Source organism: Aliivibrio fischeri, from assembly GCF_009727955.1.
In the GTDB taxonomy this organism is placed as follows: domain Bacteria; phylum Pseudomonadota; class Gammaproteobacteria; order Enterobacterales; family Vibrionaceae; genus Aliivibrio; species Aliivibrio fischeri_A.
On record NZ_WOBR01000013.1, the window covers coordinates 35,529 to 58,409 of the forward strand.

General features: G+C 36.3%; 14 protein-coding genes. 4 read left to right on the forward strand and 10 right to left on the reverse strand.

What is annotated here, in order from left to right:
* The first annotated feature begins 1 nt into the window (after position 1).
* On the forward strand, positions 2 to 397 hold the full coding sequence (locus GNP81_RS17150) for a DoxX family protein (protein ID WP_155674022.1): 396 nt from the start codon (positions 2 to 4) through the stop codon (positions 395 to 397).
* 80 nt (positions 398 to 477) lie between these two features.
* On the opposite strand, the gene ygjK is transcribed toward GNP81_RS17150, so the two are convergent.
* The 3 genes from ygjK to GNP81_RS17165 all read right to left on the reverse strand — a co-directional run bounded on the left by ygjK (position 478) and on the right by GNP81_RS17165 (position 5,770).
* Positions 478 to 2,856: an alpha-glucosidase gene (gene ygjK, locus GNP81_RS17155; RefSeq protein WP_155674021.1), complete on the reverse strand. Its 2,379-nt coding sequence runs from the start codon at positions 2,854 to 2,856 to the stop codon at positions 478 to 480.
* A 130-nt stretch (positions 2,857 to 2,986) separates the two neighbouring features.
* Complete coding sequence (gene ygjJ, locus GNP81_RS17160) at positions 2,987 to 3,982, reverse strand: protein YgjJ (RefSeq protein ID WP_155674020.1); 996 nt, start codon at positions 3,980 to 3,982, stop codon at positions 2,987 to 2,989.
* A gap of 363 nt (positions 3,983 to 4,345) precedes the next feature.
* A complete protein-coding gene (locus GNP81_RS17165) occupies positions 4,346 to 5,770 on the reverse strand; it encodes an amino acid permease (protein WP_155674019.1) in 1,425 nt (474 codons plus the stop codon).
* Positions 5,771 to 6,371: 601 nt separating this feature from the next.
* Here GNP81_RS17165 and GNP81_RS17170 point away from each other — a divergent pair.
* Genes GNP81_RS17170 through GNP81_RS17180 form a run of 3 tightly spaced genes read left to right on the forward strand, consistent with a single transcriptional unit; the run spans position 6,372 to position 10,496 of the window.
* Positions 6,372 to 7,742, forward strand: coding sequence for a GGDEF domain-containing protein (locus tag GNP81_RS17170; RefSeq protein ID WP_336495468.1), 1,371 nt, complete (start codon positions 6,372 to 6,374; stop codon positions 7,740 to 7,742).
* The gene (locus tag GNP81_RS17175) at positions 7,732 to 9,060 is read left to right on the forward strand and encodes a diguanylate cyclase (protein WP_155674018.1); all 1,329 of its coding nucleotides are present in this window, start codon (positions 7,732 to 7,734) and stop codon (positions 9,058 to 9,060) included. The genes GNP81_RS17170 and GNP81_RS17175 overlap by 11 nt, the downstream gene beginning before the upstream one ends.
* 5 nt (positions 9,061 to 9,065) lie before the next feature.
* Entirely contained in the window at positions 9,066 to 10,496 is a 1,431-nt protein-coding gene (locus GNP81_RS17180) for an EAL domain-containing protein (protein WP_155674017.1), read from the forward strand.
* Between the two features lie 75 nt (positions 10,497 to 10,571).
* On the opposite strand, the gene GNP81_RS19485 is transcribed toward GNP81_RS17180, so the two are convergent.
* The 7 genes from GNP81_RS19485 to GNP81_RS17215 form a co-directional block, all read right to left on the reverse strand.
* The gene (locus GNP81_RS19485) at positions 10,572 to 13,394 is read right to left on the reverse strand and encodes an HD domain-containing phosphohydrolase (RefSeq protein ID WP_272870225.1); all 2,823 of its coding nucleotides are present in this window, start codon (positions 13,392 to 13,394) and stop codon (positions 10,572 to 10,574) included.
* Between the two features lie 177 nt (positions 13,395 to 13,571).
* Positions 13,572 to 15,002, reverse strand: a complete 1,431-nt coding sequence (locus GNP81_RS17190; RefSeq protein WP_005422337.1) for an amino acid permease — start codon at positions 15,000 to 15,002, stop codon at positions 13,572 to 13,574.
* A 174-nt stretch (positions 15,003 to 15,176) separates the two neighbouring features.
* The gene (locus tag GNP81_RS17195) at positions 15,177 to 15,629 is read right to left on the reverse strand and encodes a beta-galactosidase subunit beta (protein ID WP_155674016.1); all 453 of its coding nucleotides are present in this window, start codon (positions 15,627 to 15,629) and stop codon (positions 15,177 to 15,179) included.
* Positions 15,629 to 18,730, reverse strand: a complete 3,102-nt coding sequence (ebgA, locus tag GNP81_RS17200) for a beta-galactosidase subunit alpha (RefSeq protein ID WP_336495469.1) — start codon at positions 18,728 to 18,730, stop codon at positions 15,629 to 15,631. The genes GNP81_RS17195 and ebgA overlap by 1 nt, the downstream gene beginning before the upstream one ends.
* Positions 18,731 to 19,081: 351 nt before the next feature.
* Positions 19,082 to 20,077, reverse strand: a complete 996-nt coding sequence (gene ebgR, locus GNP81_RS17205; protein WP_005422344.1) for a transcriptional regulator EbgR — start codon at positions 20,075 to 20,077, stop codon at positions 19,082 to 19,084.
* Between the two features lie 102 nt (positions 20,078 to 20,179).
* Positions 20,180 to 20,959, reverse strand: coding sequence for a 3'-5' exonuclease (locus GNP81_RS17210; protein WP_155674015.1), 780 nt, complete (start codon positions 20,957 to 20,959; stop codon positions 20,180 to 20,182).
* 3 nt (positions 20,960 to 20,962) lie between these two features.
* Positions 20,963 to 22,822, reverse strand: a complete 1,860-nt coding sequence (locus GNP81_RS17215; protein ID WP_155674014.1) for a putative nucleotidyltransferase substrate binding domain-containing protein — start codon at positions 22,820 to 22,822, stop codon at positions 20,963 to 20,965.
* Positions 22,823 to 22,881 lie beyond the last annotated feature (59 nt).

Genomic DNA, 22,881 nt, shown 5'->3' on the forward strand with positions numbered 1-22,881 from the left:
AATGAACACGTTATTATTGACGGCAGGGCGTCTACTTCTTGCTTTGTATTTTTTGATCCCAGGTATCATGAAGTTTGTATCTTGGGATATGCACATCCAGTTGATGGAAAAGCATGAGATGCCGTTTATACCTGCTTTGCTAGGGCTCGCTGGTGTTTTCCAAATTGGTGCTGCGATTTTATTGATTGCAAACCGCTTTACGTGGATCGTTGCTTTGTTATTAGCCGGCTTAGTACTTGTGATTAATGTCTCTTTACATGATTTCTGGAATTATTCAGGGATGGAAGGGGCGCATGAAATGCAAAATTTCATTAAAAACTTAGGCATTTTTGCTGGTTTACTCGTACTTTCTGCTCACTCTATGCCTGAGTGTTGTAAGACAAAAAAGAAATCATAATAAAATGTGGGTTGTGTAATAAAGAAAGGGATATGAAGTGAACCATATCCCTTTTTTATTAATGAGTTAAATTGCTCTACTTACTTTTCAGCAGTAAAGAAATCATTATAAAGCATGTAAAGATGAGCAGAGCTCCAAGAGAAATTCGGTGCACCTTGCTGATCACCCGTTAATGGATTGTAGTTTTCACGGATAGGACCATCACCAACTAAGCCATCAGCATGGTCAAAGAAAGCACTCGCCATTTGTACCGCATCATCACGATAACCGTAACTTTCCATTCCTTTTAATCCGAAATAGAATTGATCAACCCAAACACGGCCACGCCAGTAGATATCAGGACCGAAAGCAGGACTTGTTAATGCTGCCGTTCCTAAAGGTACATACGTATTAAATTCTTTAGGATCTTTCATTACTTTAACAACGGCATCTGCATGAGATTGAGTTGCCGCTTTGTTGAAGAGAGGAGACCAACCTTCGGGCCCTTTTCCTCGCTCAACAATAGGTTTACCAGCACAACCATTAGCTAATGGTTTGTCTTCGATACGAATATCGTAGAAGAATCCAGTACTTTCATCAAACATACAGGTATTAATGTAGTTGGCTAACTTATCTGCTTTTTCTCTAAAATCTTTTGCTTCCGATTTTTTGCCTAATATATCGGCCATTTCCGCTAGGTATTGGTTATCACTATACATATAGCTTGCTTGGTCAACAGATTCTTGCAGTAATGAATATCCTAGTAGTGTGCCATTTTTATCTCGATTTTGAGCAAATTTAACTTCCCAATCAGAGCGTTTACCACCATTTTTAACATAAGCGTCCAGTTGCTCTTTATCGATAAACCCAAACGCTGCTGCATCATCACGACCTGATTCCCAAGAGGCCGCAGTTTGTGCAGGGATCTCAATATGGTCATAGTTACCAGATTTAATGATCTCTTGATATTTATCTAAACCAGCAAGTTCTTCTTTTTTATTACCACGTTCAACTGTAAATAGCATATCGCCATTATTGGTATTATGCGCTTTGTCGCGAGAAGCGCCATATTCAGGCACACCGTTACCGTTGTTATCACGGTTACGCAACCACCAATCATGATAAGCAACTAATTTAGGGTACATTTCTTCTAACCACGCTTTATCTTCAGTGGTTTTGTACACTTCCATTACTGCCCATGCAGCAAGACTTGGTTTGGTGTTTCTTTCATTCCAGTTACCACCGTCACCGCCTCGCTCTGGACTTGTGTTGTAGGCAACTAAGTCAGGTATAAAGCCTTTATCCCATGGACGAACAGCATCATCAGCTTGGATTTGATAAGCAAACATAGCTCGAATGTTGTCTTTAGCAACTTCAGGGTTGAAGTGTGCCATTGCATAGGCTTGCTTCCATGTATCCCAAGGCCATGTTTGATTTCCAGAGAACCAGCGAGCAGTAACTGATGGCGTTACTGAATCAAACTGCATAGCACCAGCTGCACCACGCCAGTTGGCGTTTAAGGTTTCCATTGCTTTTACTGCTACGCGCTCTTGAGCTGGAGTTGCATCTGGGTTTGTTAATCCTTTTTCTAGATAGTTTTCCCAACGTTGCTCGCTTGCCGCTAAGTATTGTTTTGGATGAGCGAAAATATCCAAGATCTTAATTTGTTCTTCTTGATTTTCTTCAGCAGTTAAGACGTGAGAATAAGTGGTGTAAATTGTGGTGGATTGTTCAATTTTTGCCGTAGAGTTAAAGCTTAATCCCTCAACTTTTGTCGTTGTAGGTATCGATTTGTGAATTTGATACTCTGATTCACCAGATGTCATCAGTGACCAAGTCGCTCGAACTTTACCAAAAGTCACCTTCAAACCATCATCTGTAGGAACAATGGTTCGATTATAATTTGGGTACTCTTCAGCAATTGTTTTTTCTGATTGGCTTTTTTCTTCTTTTGCGTGATTTCCCTCGATTAATTGGCCGTCCCAAACCAGTTCAACAGGAGTGTTTGTGATAATTTTGGTTTCAACTAACGAGGTACGGTTCGTTGCAAAGCGAAGTGTCATTTCAATAGTCACATCATCGGACGTTAATATTTGAACTAAAGCTCCTGGAAGGCTGTATGCCTCCATTCTGAATTTAACTTTTTTACCATCTTTATATACACTTAAGCGATCAAAATTATTCGCCATAAAGTTAATGTATTCTTCAGTTAGTAGCGCTGTACCTGGAAAACCTCCCATACCATCGTCATTGTCTGGCAGTAGGTGACCATGCCATGCACCCATATCAAAGAATGGATTAAAGCGTTGATGATCATCAAAATCATAATCACGCATATACTCAGGAGAGCCTGTACGATCGATGACGTTTTTATATTGAGTCGCTTTTAAATCAGAAGTATCGATCGTTGGTGTCGTTTGGGTACATCCAACAGCAAAAAGGGCAGTAGCAACAGCAAGTGCAGAAAGTTTTAAATTCATAATGGATTCTTATTCTCAGTTAAGTAAAGTTTTACTAAATTTAACTTATGCATGGTAGTTATAAATGTAGGCAGTTTCAGTGAAGCTTGTCTCACAAAATTCAACAAGCTTCATAAACAGTGTGATCTACTTACCAATAGTAATATTGCATGATGAATATTTCGTTGGATGAGTCAGTGGTGTCATTATTCATGAAAAACTTAGAATCAATGGCGGTAGCGAATTTACCATCAGCATATTCATACCAAACACCACCATTGATATATGAGGTAGTTTCATCTTCTGCTGTATCCATTTTTGTATTTGCATAGTTGTATGCGGCAGATAAGTAAACGCCTTTTGCTACTTCATAATAGGCACTGGTCATAATGCCTGTTTCTGTTCCTTCACTGTATTCATTACCTTGGTCTGTATGGTGCCAAACACGAGCTGCTAAGGTTTTATACTCAGCACCTAGTAAATACATTTCACCAGAACCGTCTGTAAATTCAGCACCACCAAGTAATGTCAAATCATCGGCAATATCGTATTGGATATAACCATTCACAAAAGCGTCATAGGTATATTTATTAGCGTATTCATCATATTTACCAAAATGAACAGGCGCATCATCTTCTGTAAAGTCAGATTCTGGTGCTGCTGAGATGCTATAGCGAAGTGCACCAACTTCATTACGGATCTTGATCCCTACGTGTACGTCACGAGTATTTGGTAGGGTATAACCATTTTCTGGTGTTGCATCTCCCCACCATTGAATATCATCGAGTGAAGAGTCAATGCGTCCAGCAATAAATTCGGTTCCAGCATCGGTTCGATACCCAGCATAAAATCGATTTATACCTCCTTCAAAACCACCCCAACCGTGGCCAGTAGCCCAAGCATTACCTTCGTCATCGGCTTGTACTGTCCAACCTTCACCATAAATTAGACCGAACCAGTTGCCTTCTTCAATAGCAAGGCCACCTTCAATATATGTTCCATCACTGTAACGGCCTTTGTCGTTACCATCAAAAAAAGTTCTTCCCCCAATTCCCATTTCACCGTAAAAATCAGTTTCAATGGCGTGAACGTTCGCTGTTAAAAGTAGAGTTGAAAGTAGTGACAGCTTCGCAAAAGTAGGTTTCATATGTAAATATTCTCACTGTAGTAGAATTCATTTTTATAGGTAAATATTGGAAAACAACGCTTCTGTAATTGTGTTTGTAGCGATGACCAATAAGAGAAAGAATATCGATGAGAAGGTTGAAATAGTAGGCTTTAAAGGGAAAAGTGTGAGTATGTTAAGACGATTTTTACTTATATTTACCTAAATTTTTACTTATGAAAAAATTACATGATTTGATTTTTAGAATCGCTATGATTATTGTTTTAGCAATGAAAATTAAGCGCTAATATAATCATGCATAGATTAATCGAATAAAAAAGGCACTGATAATATTCAGTGCCTTTTGTCATATCTAGGGGAAACTAAATGCTAATTTGTTTCGTGTTACTTGGTTGATGTTGCTGTTTTGAGTTCTTGACGCTTTGCTTGTTTTTTCTCGAAGCGAGATATCCACCAGTATGCAAGAGCTGAGAAGACCATCGTCATAAAGACATTAATAAAGAAGGCTTTCATCAAATCTACACCGCTTGGGAAGGCTGAAGCTGTCATACTTACAACAAAGATAAGAATAAGAACAGAGACAACACCCATACCGAAATGGCGAGAGCCCATACGGAAGTCACGAGGCGTGTCATCAAACTTTAGACGGAAAACAAAGTAGGCAACCATGATGAAAATAGGTGGTAACATTGCCGTACCTGCTGTTAGATTAATTGCAGTATTCATCATCTCTTGTACTGATTCAGAGCCAAATCCATTAACGACAAGCATGACAAATACAAAAGCAAATTGCCACCAAGCAGCGCGAACAGGAACACCATGCTCATTTAACTCAGTTGTTTTTTCACCATAGACACCTTTTGGAATTTCAGAAAAGTGGATTTTAACTGGTGCGGCAGTCCACATCATCATAGAACCAAACATAGCGATGAATAGTACAATACCAACAAAACGACCAACTAGAGCTTCAGAAATATTGAAGTACTGAGCCATACCCGTAAAAATTTCAACCATGCCACCAGCATACGTTAAGCTTTCACGTGGCACGAATACGTTTACGAGCAGAGAGCCAATTGCATACATCGCACCAATTAAAATACCCGCAGCAATAATGACTTTAATAAAGGTTTTTTGTCCACCTTTTACGTCTTTTAAGTAAGCTGCTGCGGTTTCTGCACCACCGGCAGCTTGGAAGATCCAACACATAATGCCAAGCGTTGCCCAGTTAATGGTTGGTGTCATTGCTTCCATTGTAATTGGTTGGGCTGGAGTGTGATCACCACCAAGAGCCATAAGTGCACCAATAACGTAAATACCAAATAATGCGAAAACACCATAAGCAACCATTTCGGATATTTTACCTAGCCATGATGCGCCTTTGGTTGAAATGTGTGTGGCTGCTGCAAATAAAACAATAGAGATGATGGATGTCACCATTGGTGAGAAAGAGTATTCATAACCTAGCATTGCGTATGAAGCATAAGCAATTACGTTTGGAAGTAGGGATACAAACCAAAATAGATTAACAAACCAGTATAAGAAAGAGCCTAAGTAGGCCATCTTTGTTCCCAGAGGTTGTTTTAACCAGTCATACATGCCTGATTCAGAGTTTTTATTTGCAGATACAAATTCGGCAATGATAAAAACGAATGGAATAAAGTAGATAATAGTCGCCAGCAAAAAGATAGGGGCTGAGCTTAATCCCAATTCAATGTTGTTGTTTACAATGTTACGCACGTTAAATACGGCGGCCATTGTCATAGACAGCAAGGCAAACTTACCTATTGTGCCTCGTACAGATTCAGACATAGTTATTGCATTCCTATATGTTTGCGTTAATGTTATTTTTGTATGTAAGGTAACTTTTAGTAAAATTATAGTAATTAATTTTACTAAAAGTTACTGTGAGATGTGTCATTAAATAATGAAGAAAAAACAAACAAAATGTGATGGTGATCTAGTCTAGTTGGATGAAGTTTATAAATGTGTTGTTGTATTCAGTTAGTCTTTACCTGCAATAAACGATTCATTGGTACACCTATAGATGTTTGATTTATTATTTAAACCTATAAAGTGCGACGTTGCTTAATGTAATGCTCATATAAATTAATAAATGTTTCAATAAGTATAATTATATGAAATTATTTGGAGTGAGAGATTAATTATTTATAATCAATTAAATATAAATATTGACCTTTTTGAAATTGCAGCATATAAGGTAGCAAAATTTAATGAATCTAATATAAGGTCTAAATATTAAATTTTAATTGTCTTTGATAGAACGAAAACATAAACCATATTCATTCAATACAAACAAAAGAAGGTTAAACTGATAGAGCTATTTTGAGTCTTTATTTATTAGTTTTATTGATATAGCAATTATTTTGTCATCATAAAATGATTCATTTTTGTGAATGAATTATATGTATTTGTAGTATGTAAATTTAAAATGATTAATGTTAAATTATTTGGGTTAGATAAGTTCTTCTTATTCGTTGTTTTGTTTTTAGGTGTTTTAGCATCGATAATTTATTATCATATATATTCCATATCCATTTTAGAAAAAAGCATTCACATTAACTATCAAAAGGTTGTTGACGTAACAAAACGTTTTCATGGATATTATATAAATTCGGATACGATATCTTTAAAAAAAGGTGTTCATGATAATGACGGCGTAGGCGTTATTGTTAATAAGTTAGGAGACGTTAAGGTCTTATCTCCAGCTATAAATCAGCTTTATAAGAGCTTATCTGAAGTGATAGAACCAAAATGTATCTGGACTGTTGCTGTTATAGATAAGTTACATCATGAAAATACAGAAAATTCATACTTTAAGCCTTTAAGAGATGGTTATCTTAGATTTAACAATAAGTCATTGCATGATTCTAATATATTAGAAAGCATAGTTAATTTAGAAAGCTTGAAAGTTAGTTATAAATCTTTTCATCATGACGATGTGAGAATTACTGAGATATATAAAGAGCAGTGGACAGGCGAAAACATATATTCAGTTATTTATCCGATTTATCTAAATACAAAATTAACATCAGTTATTATTGTTGATATTAAAAGGGGTTGGAACTCTTTTTTAATTGAAGACTTTAATCAGGAACGCTGGACTTATTTTTATTATGGAAAAGGTGCGAATTGGTTGACGTTTACCATTGCATTGCCATATACATCGGATAAATATTCACCAGATGTAAGTGTTGATATTCTTTCAATATTGATTGCGAGTTTTTATATCTCTTTCGTCATCTTTTTTGTAGCGCTATGTGGTTATTACTTCTACGTAAAAGTAACCATAATGAGAAGTTATGATCATATGACGGGATTTTATCGTCGCGATTTTTATGAGCCAAAGTTGAAAGCATTAGAGTCAGCTTCATTTTTAATGATAGATATCGACCATTTTAAGCGAGTAAATGATACTTACGGACATGATTTTGGAGATATTGTTATTCAACAAGTCTCTTATCGTATAAAAAACTGTATTAGAGTAAATGATATTGCGATTCGATGGGGAGGTGAAGAATTCATCGTCATCTTTCAAAAAATAAACCAAGATGATCTCATGAAGAAAGCGGAAGTTATCCGAGAAGCGATAGAAAATAAATCGATTGATGGAATAAATATTACTATCTCTATTGGCGGAGCCAAACAAAGAGATTTTGAATCAGTTAATGATGTAATAAAAAGGGCTGATGCAGCTCTCTATAATTCTAAGAATACAGGCCGTAATAGAGTTACATTAGATAAGAACAACTATGATTATTAGTAATTCGGATAAGAATAATATGTACATGAGATTTTTCTTATGCTCATTCATATTATCAGGATATATATTGTATCAATATAACAGATTAGAAATAGATTCGTTTAAAATGGAATTTCAAAGTAATATTAATAAACTTTATGATACGATCAGAAAGATAACACCATATTATTTAAATACCAATACGGTAGAATTGTATAAAGGAACGTATACTATTGATCAAGTTTCGGTAATGGTGAATGAAAATAGTAAGGTAAAGGAGTTATCTTTAGGCATAAATTTATTAGAAACTGAGATTAGAAAGTATATTGGTGATGACTATTGGAGTATTGCAATTATACAAAAGTCGGACACAAATACAGATTCAAATACAGCACATTTTAAGCCGTTACGAGATATCCATGTTAATTTAAATTCAGAAATGAAATATGATCGTAATTGGATAGATAGAATATTGATTAATGAAAAAATATCAAGTAGTTATCATGTTTTATCCTTATGTGATTTGAAATTAACAGAATCATACGTTGAGAAAATCTCGGAGCAAAAAGTCAGAAGCATATTTTATCCAATATATGTTAACAAAAACTTAACTGCAATGTTTTTGTTGGATATTAAAGATACCGTATTTAATAGTTGGTTAACTCAATTTAATGAAGATAGATTTAGTTTTTTATACTATATCAATGATGAAAATCCATTTTTTACTCTAGATAAGTCAATAGATATTCCTTGTTCTCCAATTGAAAATATATTGGGATTATCAATTAATGTAAATAAAGTATTGGTATGGAGTTTGTTATTTGCATCTGTTATTACTGGTGGGTTCGTTTTTATTGAAAAAACGTTACGTAAGTTTATTTTCTATTGCACACTTGATGACATGACTGGTCTTTATCGTCGTGATTTCTATGAAATAAAGCTTAATCATATGTCAGGAAAATCTATTGTCATTGTGGATATTGATAAGTTTAAAGACATTAATGATAAATATGGTCACTCTAAAGGGGATGAAGTCATAACTGAAGTATGTCGCCGTTTACGACAATGTATTAGAGGTGACGATTTAGCTATTCGATGGGGCGGTGAAGAGTTTGTTATTGTTTTAAGTAACGTTTCATGCGTTGATTTATTTAATCGGTCTGAAGCAATAAGAATATCGGTTTCAGAAAGTCCAATTGCTGGTATGAATGTGTCTGTATCTATAGGAGCAGCTATAGGGAAGAACTCATCTTTTAAACGAACGCTAAAAATGGCGGATACTGCATTATATCAATCAAAAAATGCAGGAAGAAACAAAGTAACGGTATTTGAAGGATAATATACATGAAATTTATTACTAATAAATATATTAGTTATTTGTTGATTCTTATTGCTTTTGTACAATTTTTCGTGGTTACAGATTACGAGAATTTTGTTGATAATAATGTTAGAAAAACGGTGGAGAGTATTGAATATAAACTTGATTCTGCTAAGGGAACAGTAGGTGAATTACAGAAGATTAAAGAAAAAAACTGTGATGAAATGATGCTACCTTTACAAAAAATTGTAGCTTTAAACCCAATGATAAATAGCATAGCGTTTATTCGTGATGGACAATATTATTGTAGCTCTATCGTTGGTAAGAAAATATCTTCTAAAGTGCCACCAAAAAAAGAAATTCACATTCATGAAAAGAACAAATTAACTGGAATGCCAAGTTTTTCTTATTATCATCAATATAATGATGATCATGGAATTCAGTTTTATATGAAAGGGATTTCGGTTGATTTAGGCGATAGTCCCGTTGGGCACTTATCTTTATCCAATAAGGAATATGTGATATCAAAAGATAATGTTTTCAGTGTATATGTTCCAAATGAAAAACAGACACATCAGTCGGATAAATATGATTTTGTTATTTTACTGGATTACAATGCGGGACTTTCAATAAAAAACTATCTTCTTAGTCATATACTTACGATTATTATCGTGATACTCCTCCTCATATTAATTAAAGTTATATCTTTTAAAGTTTCTTTACTTGATTTTGAACGAGTTAAGATTAAAAAGGCGATAAAAAACAATAGAGTAGTGCCTTTTATACAGCCAATTGTTGATGCCGATGAAAATATCATTGGAGGGGAGATTTTAGCTCGATGGGTTACCTCTTCAGGTGAGATTATTCCACCGCTGTCATTTATTCCTAAAATAGAAAAGTTTGGTTTAATTAATGCGATGACGAAATCCTTATTAAATCAACTTAAAGGGTATGTAAATGAGCAGTACGTTCATAGGTTAAAGGTAAGCGTAAACTTTACAGAAAGCTGTCTTTATGATGAAGAAATGTACGAATTGTGTAAAGAGTTGTCGGGACATTTTATATTGATTTTAGAATTCACAGAATCTATGGAATTCGCGGATAAAAATAAAATAATTTCGTACATGGAAAAGTTTAGAAAGATTGGTGTTCAATTTTCTCTTGATGATTACGGAACAGGATATTCATCATTGAAATATCTAAACTACTACCAGTTTGATGTTATCAAAATTGATAAATCATTTATTGATGATATAGAAACGAATCAGCACTCGATCAAGATTATCGAGAACATTATTTTATTAGCTAATAATTTAAATATTCAATTGGTTGCAGAAGGCGTTGAGAATCATCGACAAAAGAAGATTCTTAATGATTTGAACATTTCAGCACAGCAAGGTTTTTATTATTTTAAACCAATGCCTTTGGATAATTTTCATTCAATAATGAATTCTTAGAGTAAGAGGAGGGGGATAAAAGATATCCCCCTCCTTTTTTGTGTTTTTAGTTCTCTATGAAGATCCATGTTCTAGTTAGTTTAAATAATCGTGTATATCAACATCATCGCACTGTTCTGGTTTTAAATAGGTATCTGCGTACTTTTTATATAGTCCTGAGGTTAAGAATAAATCAAATAGGTCACTATCAATATGTTTATCTTTGACCATAAAACGCATTATGTTGAGGGATTCCGTTAAGGTTTTGGCTTTTTTATATGGTCGGTCGTGACTGGTTAAGGCTTCAAAAATATCAGCTATTGCCATCATTTTTGCCGTTAATGACATTTCTTCAGATGTAAGGCCCATAGGATAGCCAGTTCCATCAATTTTCTCGTGATGTCCGCCAGCTATCTTTGCTATGTCCTTCATGGTTTTTGGAAAGGGAAGGGCTTCTAACATTTGAATTGTTTGAATTATATGGTTGTTTATTATAAATCGTTCTTCGTTATTCAGTGTTCCTCGTTGAATTAACAAATTGTAGACTTCACCGAGATTATTTTCATATTGAGTCGGTTGTAATGTGAATCGCTCATCATGCGGTAGATTAATTTCTCTTGGAATTAAGTGAGATAGGTTATCTTGTAATAGATTTACAGTTAATGGTACTTGTTGGCCATCAGAGTTATTTAGACGTTCTTTTTCTTCCCAGGCAAGGCCAAGACTGGAGTCTAGAGTTTGTGTCCATGTTCGTTGGCTAATCTCTTGTATTTGTGTCGCGTCTTGCTCAGATAAAAATTCATTTCCGACATTCATTTTTGCAATGAAAGTAAATTCGTCATCAAGTTTCTGCCATTCTTTCTGTAATTTTTCTTTATTCTCTTGTGGGAGTTCTTGTTTGAACGCTTGCTTCCATTGTTCTATTTCAACATCACGCTTTAATACTTCAAATCGAGTTCTTATTTCATGGATACGGTTATAGATAGTCTCTAGTTTTGTCGCTTTATCAACAACGTGTTCTGGTGTTGTTATTTTGCCGCAGTCATGTAGCCATGATGCAATTCGTAATTCTTCCTTTTGTACGTTGTTTAATGTGAAATGTTTAAATTTGGGTGATGAAGATTGATCTGCAACTTCTGCTAACCATTGTGTTAATACCGGCACTTTTTGACAGTGGTTACCTGTATAAGGTGATTTAGTATCGATCGCACTGGCCATGACTTGAATGAATGATTCAAGTAAGTCTTTTTGGTTTTGTAACATTTTCCGACCATGAAGAGCAATAGCGGTAAAATTTATTAATGATTCGAAGTAATCAAGTTTATCATTACGTATGGCCTCACTATTTTTAATATCAAAAACTAATACCATAGCGCCAATAGTCTGCTTTCCTTTTGTAAATAATGGGAAGGTGAGTGACCATGTATCTTCATTTTTTAGTCCCAATTTTTCTTGTTCATTTATATCGAGTTTTTGAATGCTTAAATCTTCGAAAGGTTTCTTTTTAACTAGGATATATTCAAGATTTTTAGCTATCTCTTTATCGTCGAGAGAATAACGTTTTAATTCACTAATATCTTCGTTTTGGGTGTTTGCACGCCATGCAAAGTGAGGTTCTATGTGCGTTTCATCATCATTAATGAGATAAAGGTAGGCTCCTGCTGCTTGTGTAGCGTTAGCAGTATTTCGCCCAATAATTTGTATGAGCTCATCAATCTCATGTTCTTCTAATATGGTATTGGTTAAGTTGAAATAGTTCTCTATGGCGGATTTCATGCTAGTAACGGATTTATTCAGATTATCTATTTCTAATATTTTTGTTGGTGATTGCTTGAGTTGAGAAAAATCGAATTTTGATATTAATCGAGCTTGTTCAGTTGCTTGTTTGATAGGTTTGGAAATACGTTGTGACACAAAATAAACGCAAGGAATGGAAAGACAAAGTACTAAAAAGGACCATAAGATAGTTTGGTTGCGAATAACGGATGCACTAGATAAAAGCTCCGATGCTTTTACCGCCACTAATAAATTTAAAGTTCGTTTTTGGTTAATTGGAACAGAAAATATTTTTCCATACCAATCCTCATTGTTATGTTGGTATCGTTGTATTTCTTGGTCTAAATGAAGTTGTTTTAATGCCGCCATTGCACTTTGATTGAATATGTCTTTTAACATAACGGCTTGATTATTTATTTCAGTATGCGCGTTGTAATTGCTGGCATAAACAATGTTTTCTTCATCATAAAGTACTCTTACTGATGAGTTGTGATTTGAGGTGCTTTTTAATACTTCATCTACCTTGAACATGAGTAGATCGGCACTAACAACCACATCATTGTCCGCTTTTTGATGAATGGTTAAGCCAAATTGGTTAACAGCGTTGAAGTAACGAGGTTTAGATAGGATTGTTTTATTTATCGTTGAATTTTTAAACCAATCTTCATTTCTAGGATCATTTGTTTGAATCTCAAATAGTTGAGAATCAATGAGCTTGCTAGTCTCATCATAAAAATAGATGGTACTTGTTACTTTTTTTCCTAAGGCTGTATCTATAAAGTAAAAGCGAGCAGACAGAGGAGCATTTAATTCTTTTCTTAAAGATTGGTTTTCAATAATACCGACAGTAAACCAATCTCCGTTAGGGTAAGTGATTCGATAGGTTGATACGTGGTTATTCAATTCTAAAAGCATTAGTAATTCAGAAAAGTAAGCCTTACGCCCCTCTAATGTATTGGTTTTTATTATTTCTTTTTTGGATAGTTCTTTAACCGCGTTAAATGCTGGACGGTATTCATCTCGCATTGAAAAACGAGTTTCATTGGCTATTCTGTCAAAAATAGTTGAGTTAGCTTCAAGTAGAATGTCGTTCATACTTTTATTGGCTAACAGGATTTGTGCGGTACAAATGATGGCGATCATCAATATAAATAATGTTGATATATGAACGTGTAGTGGGAAGATGAGTTTAGTTCTTATTGTTTTTATTATATGTTTCATAATGCACCATTTATCATTTACCTATAACTAAACGTAGTTGAGAAATAGAAAAAGATCCGAGAATATTATTCACGGATCTTTAGGTGCTAAGTATATTAATTATTGTTGAACGGCTGCTTTTGATTCCTCAATTAGCTGTTCTTTAGTTAGCGATTTTTCATATTGGCTGTATTTCCACCATGCGAATCCAAGGAAGATTACGATGCCACCAACGTTGTAGAAAATGATAGTCATAATATCAGCACCGGTTGGGAAGGTTGAAGCAAAGAAACCAACCGTAAAGATACTAATAAGAATCGAAACAATCACAAGGCCAGTAAAACGAGAACCCATTCTGAAATCACGTTCTAGGTGATCCAGTTTTAAACGTAGGTTTAAGTAAGCAATCATTATGAACAGTGGTGGAAGCATAGACGCTGCCGCTGTCATGTTGATGATAGTGCTCATTAAATCTTGCACTGTATCTGACGCTAATGTTGGGATAAACATCAGTGGAATTACGATTAGGAATTGAATCCATGCCGCACGCTCAGGTACACCTTGTTTGTTTAGAGCTACTGTTTTCTCACCAAAAATACCTTTTGGAATTTCAGAGAAGAAGATTTTAACCGGTGTTGCAGTCCACATTAGTAGCGAGCCAAGCATTGCTGTGAATGACACCACACCAACAAAGCGGTTCATTAAGATTTCAGGTAGGCCAAAGTGTCTTGCTAAGCCTTCAAATACTTGTACTGATCCGCCCGTAAATTTTAAGACTTCACGAGGGACAAATACGTTCGCTAGGATAGAGCCTACTGAGTAAAGTGCACCAATGAAAATACCAGCAATGATGATAACTTTAACGAAAGACTTGTGACCGCCTTTGATGTCGTTAACGTAAACGGCTACCGATTCAGCACCACCAGCCGCCATGAAGATCCATGTAATTACACCAAGGAACGCCCAGTTAAATGATGGCGTCATAGCTTCAATGGTAATAGGGTCTGCAGGTTCAATACCACCAATTAATGCGCCGCCTGATAAGAGAATGTAAGACAGGGTAAGCAGAAGCATTAACGATGATGTTAAAGAGGTAATCGGGCCTAATAATTTCGCGCCATTGTTCGATACGTGAGTCGCTACAGCAAACAATAAGGTACTTAATACTGCGGTAGTAAATGGCGTAAATATGTATTCAAACCCTAAAAACGCATAAGACGCATAAGCAATGATTCTTGGTAGCAGCGAGGTGAAGAAAAATAGGTTAACAAACCAATAAGTATAAGCGGTAATGAAAGCCCAACGGCCTCCTAATGAACTTTTTACCCAAGCGTATACGCCGGCTTCTGAGTTTTTATTTAAAGATACAAATTCGGCAACGATTAAACAGAATGGAACAAAATAGAAGAGGGTAGCCAAGAAGAACATGGGTGCAGAAGATAGCCCGATTTCAATATTGTTGTTAATGATATTATTGAAGCTATAAACTGCAGCAAAAGTCATAGACAGTAAGGCGAATTTGCCTATCGTGCCACGAGTTGATGTAGACATAAGGTACTCCGATGAATCACATATTGTAGGGATACCAATCCATTTATTATATAAGTAATGGTATTGGTGTGGAGGGATTTGGTTATGGTTATAAACCAATCCCTCCTTATTTTTTGGTTCTGAATGTAGTTTCAGATACCGTTTTATTATTGTTTTATTACGGTGTTGCTTGGTTTACTTATTCAAGAAATAACCATCTTCGATTGTGACTTTTAATACCACTTTGCGAACACGATTATCACCATGGAATTTATAAGCTTTGGTGTTATCAAATACTGCGACTTGACCTTCGCACAGTTGGTGTATTTGACCATTACCGTTTAGGTGCTCACGATCGGTTTCATCTGAATACGCTTGCACATTTTCTAGTTCAGATTTACTCGCAACTTCAACCGTTTCACGACCTTCTAGGTAATAATGAATATCAAAGTATCGGCGGTTACCAACAAAGGTTTCTGTATTTTTAGCAATGCCATCTTCAATCATGTAGACCAGAGAATCGCCAATCGAATACATGATCCCATCTCTTAGGTTGCCAATATTTTCAATTGCTTCTACACAACGATTCCATTTGCGACCGTCGCGATATACCACTTTAAATTGCTCTAAGTTGTCTAAAATGATCATTATTTTTCTCCACCTTCAATTGTTGTTTTTGAAGTGAATGCTGAGTTTGATATGAATGTATGGTTTGCCAATGCTTTTGGTGAACAGCCACCTTGTTGGAATGGAACTAGCGTCAGTGCATATTGGAATGTATCCATGTAAACACGGTATGAATCTAATACTTCTGAACCCCATGAGTTTGAACCTAACCCCATTAACTTATGGTCAAGGTTTAAAGTGATATAACCACTCTTCTCAAGCTCAATGGTGTGCTGCGCTTCATGAATGTTTTGGTTAGTGTAGAACCAAGCACTGAAGTTGATTTCTTGCTCAGGTTTAACAAACAGACCACTACCATGACGGTTAGCAAGCGATGCCCAACGAACGTGTTGACGGTTGCCATTATTTTGTGGGAACGGGTAGTTCTCAAACATATCAGCAACGGTGGTTTGGTATACATCAATCATGTTTGCTTGTTGGCTGTCTTGATAGTTTTCTTCTGGACCACGACCATAGTATTGAACTTGGTCAAAGTCATTGTTGATACCAAGATCCAAACCAATTACAGGGATAACATGAGGGTAATCACCGTAACGCTCACCAGAGAGTTGAATGTTTAGCTGACCTTCTTTGTTAATTTCGTAAACGTAAGTACAACGCATGCCAAAATCAAACACAGGTGGGGCAATAATGCTGGTTACAGTGAAAGTGGCTTTACCGTTTGAGGCATCAAGTTCAATAGAGCGGAAATGCTCTTGCATGATTTGAAGATGCGCAGGCTCCCACAGACCTTCATGCTCTTGTTTATGGTTATCCACCATTGGTTTAAAGAAATTCAGTTTAGGTGCGCTTGCAATTAACTCATCACCGTCTACAACCCATGAGGTTAGTTTACCGTTCACTTTCGAGAAAGTAAGTGCGAAGTTCAGCCCTTTTACTACATAATCCAAACGAGACGCTGTAATATCAAGTGCGATTGCATTGCTGTTTGTGAAGACAGGCAGTTGCTCTGTTTTCTCTTTCAATTGAACTTGGTAAACCGCAATATCGTGATTCGCTTCGCTGTATAGAGTGCGAGAATCTTTACGTATTGTGAAATTAACGAATGTTTCGCGTCCATCCAGTTCAGGTAGTGTTATTTCAATATCTCGGCTTGAGTTTTCAGTTAAGCCTTCCACTTTGAATGTGGTGCTTTGCAGTGTTTCGCCTTCAGCACGGATCTCAGCAGTAATGGTGTAGTCATCAAGGTTTGAGAACCACAGCTTGTTATCAACAGTGAAAACACCGTTTGCTGCGTCTTTTGCATGGATTTTAACTGGCGCGATAACTTGCTTATATTCTTTTAAGCCTGGACCTGGAGTTTGATCTGAGTAAACCAAACCATCCATACAGAAATTGTAGTTGTTTGGATAATCGCCGTAATCACCACCGTATTTTAAGAACTCAGTGCCGTTTTCATCTTTAGCAAGAATACCGTGGTCACACCATTCCCAAACATAATGTCCTTGAATAGAGTCATGCTTGTAGAATACGTTTTGGTATTCAGTTAACCCACCAGGACCGTTACCCATAGCGTGTGCGTATTCACAAATGATGCGTGGTTTATTGTGTGGATGTTCACCAAACGCATTCATTAATTGAGCGCGAGAGTACATAGTACTGATGATATCAACCACTTCAGCATCACGATCTTCTTCATAATGAACCAAACGAGTATCATCGATCGCTTTCGCTGCATCGTACATAGATTTGATGTTACAGCCGTAGCCTGATTCGTTACCCAGTGACCACATGATGATGGATGCGTGGTTCTTTTGAGCGTGAATGTGACGCTCAATACGCTCTACAAATACATGCTCCCATGCAGGATCATTGGTAATGCGGCTTAAATCACCAACGTTAGCAAAGCCGTGCGTTTCTACATCGGTTTCACCCATAACAAACAGACCGTACACATCACACAGTTCATAAAAACGTGGGTCGTTAGGGTAGTGTGCAGTACGTACCGAGTTGATGTTGTGTTGCTTCATTAAAACAATGTCTTTCTCAACACGGTCCATACCCACAGCGCGACCTTTTAAATGGTCGTTATCGTGACGGTTTACACCATGAAGCATGACGTATTTGTTATTGATGTAGAACAGACCATCGCGCACTTTAATATCACGGAAGCCAACACGGTTCGGGATGATTTCTAGTGTTTTACCGTTTTCATCTTTAAGAGTCAGAACCAATTGGTATAGGTAAGGATTTTCGGCTGTCCAATGCGTCGGGTTTTCCATGTCAATTTTGATATCTACACTATGGTTTGCATCAAAAGTGAGTGAATTTACGGTACCTTCAGAAACAACAGACTTACCATCAAATAGTGCATAATCAAGTGAATAATTAGATGCTGAGTTATTTGTTAGGTTTTCTAACTCTGCCTTACAAGACAGTGTCGCACTTTGGTAATTCGCATCAAAATCAGTGCGAATGGTAATGTCTTGAACGTGTACTTGCTCTTTACCTACTAGGTAAACATCACGGAAGATACCGCCAGTCCACCACATGTCTTGGTCTTCAATGTAAGTTGAATCAGCCCATTGCATAACACGAACAGAAAGTAGGTTTTCACCTTGTTGTGCAAATTCAGATATATCAAATTCAGCAGTTAAACGACTGCCTTTACTAAAACCAACGTAGTTACCGTTTACGTAGACTTCAAAGTAGGTTTCAACGCCATCAAACTTGATGATAGTTTGTTTGTCGTTCCATGTTTCACCCAGAGTGAACGTACGTTGGTAAGCACCTGTTGGGTTATCACTTGGTACAAAAGGAACATCAATAGGGAAAGGAAAACCTTCATCAGTATATTGAAGATCACCATGACCTTCCATTTGCCACATGTTAGGAACGGTAATATTGCCCCAATCGCTCATGTGTTGTGAATAAAACTCTTCAGGAACAAGTAAAGGATTAGTAAAGAAATTGAATGTCCATTGTCCACTTAATAATTGGTAATGGCTGCTTAATTCACGCTGGAATGTACGAGCAGCTTGAACTGAGTCATATGAGAAGAAGTAAGCGCGTGGAGCCATGCGGTTCTCATTTAAGCGGAAGAAGTTTTCCCAATTGTTCACGTGTAGCCTCCCGGTCAGTGCCGATAGTTCTTATAAATAGGTAAATATACAAATCGTGGTAAATAACTCTCTGGTAAAAGATATTAACTAAAGTTTTAGTAAAACAAATCGGTAAATTCTTTTACTTTTAACTTGGTCACATAATGAACTGAGCTTTGTGAGCGTGGTAACGTTAATAGGAGTTAGAGAAACAATTTTTTAACCTAAATGGCAGCTTTTGAATGATATAAGAGCAAAGTGGTGAAGATATGTTCGAAAAAAGTAGATAAAGGAAGGGGATCTAGTTATTAATATAAAAAAAGCAACGCCATAAACGTTGCTTAATTTTGGTAGTAAACTTATTGGATTATTTTACTTTTTGGTCGTATCACGTAAGCGTAACTTACTTGGAATATAAACACGTACTGGAATAGCACGTTCATCACGACGACGCTCAAGCAATAAGTTAATGCCTTGGCTTCCCATTAGCTCTGAGTGAATTCGAACCGTAGAAAGAGAAGGGAAAGTAAATTTAGCTGTTGGAATATCATTAACACTGATTAAAGCAATGTCTTCAGGAATACGTAACCCTTTTTCATGAATAGCCCGTAAAACGCCAATAGCAATCGAATCTGATGCAATAAACCACGCATTTGGATAGTCAGTTTCTAGCATTTCTTTTGCAAGCTTATAACCTGATGAACTAGAGAAATCACCACGATAGAGATCCGATTCGGATACAACGCCTTTTAGCTGGCCATATTCTGCGAACACTTCTTCACGAATGTCTGAACAGTTTTCATCATCCTGACCACCAATAAAGCCAATACGTTGATAGCCTTGATTCATGAAGTAGTTGATGACTTCTTTACTGATACGAGCAAGATCAATATCAACAGAATCAAAGTTTTGTTCATGATCGGTATAATCAATATAAACAATGTTTTTGCTGATTTTTTGAATTGCTTTTAACTGTTCTTTCGTTTGACGACCTACAAGTAAAATACCATCAACTTTTGAATTCTTAATGTCTAAGCTGCTTTCATAGCTGTTAGTTAATGTGATATCAAACTTATCACATTGAGTCTCAATACCGTGGCGAATCGCAAGGTAATATGGATCATTGACTTCGGTTTCTTGTTTGTAATTGTATAGAGCAAGAAAGTGTAATTGTTCTTTTGCTAATTTTGGTAATGCACTGGCTAACTTACGAGTAGAGCTTGTTTTGTATTCGAGCTTTTCAGCTATCTCAAAAATACGTCGCTTTGTTTCTTCTTTTACGCTTAGCGTCGGGTCTTCATTCAAGACACGAGAAACCGTTGCCAATGAAACTTCAGCTTCGTTGGCTATTTCCTTTAACGTTGCCATTCATCCTCCAGCCTTTAATTTTATAATATTGGCTTTATGTTACTTAATAAATGATGATTTTGATACTTAAATATAGTTTTTACTAAAGTTTTACTCTAGTTGTTATTGGGATTTTTGATATAGGAAGCCTATTGGGGCAATCGCTTGATTAAATAAACGTTTTTTTTGGGCTAAAAAAAGCTCAGCAGTTGAAATAGCATCGACTAAAGCGTGATGAGCGGGGTAGTCTGGTAACTTGTATTGACGTCTGAGAGAGAATAAACGGAAATCTCTTTGATAACGGTTTTGTTGAATTGTATTTTGTTCAATTCTAAGGGTATCTAACCAAATTATAGGCAAATTTGGCAATTGCAGAGAAAGGAAAAATTGCTCTAAAAATCGCTGCTCAATGGTTGCGCCATGAACAACAAGGATATTGCTGGGTAAATTCGAAAAGAAACACTCCATTGCCTCTTTGAGTGAAATACCCATTTTTTGTTGCTCAGGTAAAATGTGATGCAATGATCGTGCAGTATGCTCTCTTTCTTCACGTCTATCTTTTGCACTTATTGAGGTTGGTTCATTGATGATATGGTGCTGGGCACTGTTGAGTTTTATTGCACCATCAATAATATGAACCCAACCAATACTCACGATATGATCGGTTTTCGGATTTAGCCCTGAGGTTTCAAAATCCACCACGGTGAATGCCATACCATTACTGTTTTCTTTAGGGCTTGGGTAAGGAGATTTAAGAAAACGGGCTAAATAAATAGGTAACTCTAAGTTTTGTTTAATTAATGCTTGTCTCTGCTCTTCTAAACGATGCAATGGATGACGATTAGAGAATAATTCCATCATATGAGTGATGATATTTTTGTTCGTTAACGATTTATCAGGCATGTGTTAGACACCAAATTTCATTTTCATTAATTCTTGAAAGTTTGAAACGATACGAAACGCATCTTTTAAATGCTGGCGTTCAAAACTTCCAAACAAATCAGGCTGTAGTTGACTATCAATTGGTGTCGAATTTTGAATCGCTTTTAATTGGTGTTGGAAACGCAAGCGATTTGCATAATGATAAGTTTCATTGAGATCTTGATATGTAGAATCGTTAAGAATACCTGCTTGGTGTAAGAACTCCATGCGCTCTGTGGTATTTAATGCAGTACCTTCTTGTAGTAGTGAATAAATACGGATGAAATCAACCATACAAGAAATGGCGGCTTTTTTGATATTCAACACTTTATTGTTATTACCATCTTTCTCTAATACCAAATGCTTAAAGATGCCCAGAGGTGGACGGGTTCTTAATGCATTACGTACAAGAGCAACGGTTAACTGCATATTATTGCTTACCAGTTCATGGCGACATGAATCAACCGATTCAAAGAGTGCTTCATCACCATAAATTGGACGAATTTCTAAAAATACATTGAGATTAAGCAATAACTCGTATTCAGGGTTATTACTCCATTTACGGTAGTATTCCTGCCAGATCTCTGCTTTTTGACACCACTTTGGCGTTGCTGCCATAAAGCGACCTTTACATAAGGTGTAATCTAATTCTGAGAGCGCTTTACACACGTACATAGAGAAATGATTAAAATAAATTCTATCTGATTCTGTCGCATCGTCAGCAAGGATAATCGCATTGTCTTGATCCGATGCTAAATGAACTTCGTTTCGAGCATGAGATCCTGCAACGATCCATGTAAATTTACAAGGTGGTTGCCCGAATTGTTCAATGGCTAGTTCGATTAACCGATACGTAAATGCATCATAAATCATACTCAATACTTGCCCAATAATACTTGGCGATGAATTGCTTTCCATCATCCCTTGAAACACAGCACTTCGTTGTTTGGATAAATCAATTAATGTCGAGATGGAATCAGCGTGACGAATTTTATCTAGCAAGAAAATAGATTGAACACTGTCATTTTGAATTAAATGTTGTGGGGTGATGAAGCCTGTAACTTGTTTTTGATGATTAAGTACAGGAATATTTTGAATATTATGTTTCATCATTAATTGAACAGCCGACATCACTAAATCATCTTCATACACGGTATGAATTTCTTGGGTCATGATAGATGAGATAGGGTCATGAACATTTTTTGCTTGAGCAACCACACGTTTCGTCATGTCCTTATCGGTGATCATTCCAATTAGATGTTTGTTTTCATCGACAATAAAAGCGCATGAAACGCCAACCACATTGCGCATTTGATGAGCTACAGCTTGAATCGAATCGGTAGGAGAGGCAATCGCTATGGTTGAATCCGCAATATCACTGTTAGGACGAAGGTAGTTTTGATGCGCATGCTGTTGGCTATCTTGTTTACTATCCTGCGCTCGCAAACGCGTTTTTAAACTTAAAGCAAGAGATGAAGCGACTTGAGGATAAGCCTCCACTGACGCCATTAGTGATGTGTAGTCAAAGCGATATAGAAGCGTATTTTCTATGGCAAAAATGGAATAGCCAAATTCTGAGTCATTTTGCTGTAGGTTAAAGCCAAAGATATCTTCAGGCCCTAATTTGGATCGCAATGTACCATCAAGGTTATTCTGCTGTACTACGCCTGTTCTAATAATATAGAGATGGGTAGCGTTATCTTCATGAGATATGGTCTCTTCAGGACCAAGCAATAAGATATCGACAGTTTGAGCAATATCATTGAGCGCTGTTTGTGGCAGTAAATCAAAAGGAGATATTGTTTGTAAGAAGGAAACAATATTTGGGAGGAGTTCATTATTCATATTGTTCATACCTTCTTATCATGGTCTATTTTGATTGATAATAACATTATGCTCTACAA